Genomic DNA, 2277 nt, shown 5'->3' on the forward strand with positions numbered 1-2277 from the left:
TGTCGGTCAACGTGACCGACAGGGTCAGCGTGCCGTCCGCGAGCCCCGAGACATCGATGCCGGTGATCTGCTGGGTCGCCGCGCTGATCGTGCCCGCGCCGGTCACCGCCGTGCCGCCGCCCGAAGAAGAGATCGTGTAGCTGTAGCTCGTGCCGGTTTCCGCCCCGGCGAAGGTGAAGGACACCGCGCTTTCAGTCGCCGACGTGACCGGATCTTGATCGAGCGAGACGGTATAACCCGACGGCGCCGCGACATCCTTGGTTGCGGTATCGGTTGCCGCCACGCCGGTATTGCTGGCACTATCGGTCAGGGTGGCCGACAGGGTCAGCGTGCCGTCCGCGAGCCCCGAGACATCGATGCCCGAAATCTGCTGGGCCGCCGTGCTGATCGTGCCCGCGCCGGTCACCGGCGTGCCGCCGCCCGAAGACGAGATCGTGTAGCTGTAGCTCGTGCCGGTTTCCGCCCCGGCGAAGGTGAAGGACACCGCGCTTTCAGTCGCCGACGTGACCGGATCCTGATCAAGCGAGACGGTATAGCCCGACGGCGCCGAAACGTTTTTGGTGGCCGTGTCGGTCGCCGCCGCGCCGGTGTTGCTGGCACTGTCGGTCAGCGTGACCGAAAGGGTCAGCGTGCCGTCAGCGAGCCCCGAGACATCGATGGCGGTGATCTGCTGCGTCGCCGTGCTGATCGTGCCCGCGCCGGTCACCGGCGTACCGCCGCCCGAAGAGGTGATCGTGTAGCTGTAGCGCGTGCCGGTTTCCGCCCCCGCGAAGGTGAAGGACACCGCGGTTTCAGTCGCCGATGTGACCGGATCCTGATCAAGCGAGACCGTATAGCCCGACGGCGCCGAAACGTTTTTGGTGGCCGTGTCGGTCGCCGCCGCGCCGGTATTGCTGGCGCTGTCTGTCAACGTGACCGACAGGGTCAGCGTGCCGTCCGCGAGCCCCGAGACATCGATGCCCGAAATCTGCTGGGCCGCCGTGCTGATCGTGCCCGCGCCGGTCACCGGCGTACCGCCGCCCGAAGAAGAGATCGTGTAGCTGTAGCTCGTGCCGGTTTCCGCCCCGGCGAAGGTGAAGGACACCGCGGTTTCAGTCGCCGACGTGACCGGATCTTGATCGAGCGAGACGGTATAACCCGACGGCGCCGCGACATCCTTGGTGGCCGTGTCGGTCGCCGCCGAACCGGTATTGCTGGCGCTGTCGGTCAGGGTGACCGACAGGGTCAGCGTGCCGTCCGCGAGCCCCGAGACATCGATGCCGGTGATTTGCTGGGCCGCCGTGCTGATCGTGCCCGCGCCGCTCACCGCCGTGCCGCCGCCCGAAGAGGTGATCGTGTAATCATAGCTCGTGCCGGTTTCCGCCCCGGCGAAGGTGAAGGACACCGCGCTTTCAGTCGCCGACGTGACCGGATCCTGATCGAGCGAGACCGTATAGCCCGACGGCGCCGAAACGTTTTTGGTGGCGGTATCGGTCGCCGCCGCGCCGGTGTTGCTGGCGCTGTCGGTCAGGGTGACCGAGAGGGTCAGCGTGCCGTCCGCGAGCCCCGAAACATCGATGCCCGAAATCTGCTGGGCCGCCGTGCTGATCGTGCCCGCGCCGGTCACCGCCGTGCCGCCGCCCGAAGACGAGATCGTGTAGCTGTAGCTCGTGCCGGTTTCCGCCCCGGCGAAGGTGAAGGACACCGCGGTTTCAGTCGCCGACGTGACCGGATCCTGATCAAGCGAGACCGTATAGCCCGACGGCGCCGAAACGTTTTTGGTGGCGGTATCGGTCGCCGCCGCGCCGGTGTTGCTCGCGCTGTCGGTCAGCGTGACCGAGAGGGTCAGCGTGCCGTCCGCGAGCCCCGAAACATCGATGCCCGAAATCTGCTGGGTCGCCGTGCTGATCGTGCCCGCGCCGGTCACCGGCGTACCGCCGCCCGAAGAGGTGATCGTGTAATCATAGCGCGTGCCGGTTTCCGCCCCGGCGAAGGTGAAGGACACCGCGGTTTCAGTCGCCGACGTGACCGGATCCTGATCGAGCGAGACCGTATAGCCCGACGGCGCTGCGACATCCTTGGTGGCGGTGTCGGTCGCCGCCGCGCCGGTGTTGCTGGCGCTGTCGGTCAGGGTGACCGAGAGGGTCAGCGTGCCGTCAGCGAGCCCCGAAACATCGATGCCCGTGATCTGCTGGTTCGCCGTGCTGATCGTGCCCGAGCCAGTCACCGGCGTACCGCCGCCCGAAGAGGTGATCGTGTAATCATAGATCGTGCCGACCGCGGCCCCGGCGAAGCTAA

At 67.2% G+C, this 2277-nt stretch carries 1 protein-coding gene; it reads right to left on the reverse strand.

What is annotated here, in order from left to right; translation table 11 throughout:
- Positions 1 to 2277, reverse strand: a 2277-nt coding sequence (locus CKO11_RS17030) for a beta strand repeat-containing protein (RefSeq protein ID WP_223641480.1), incomplete at both ends; no start/stop codon positions are given.

The sequence above is a fragment of the Rhodobacter sp. TJ_12 genome (assembly GCF_020023995.1).
GTDB lineage: Bacteria > Pseudomonadota > Alphaproteobacteria > Rhodobacterales > Rhodobacteraceae > Rhodobacter.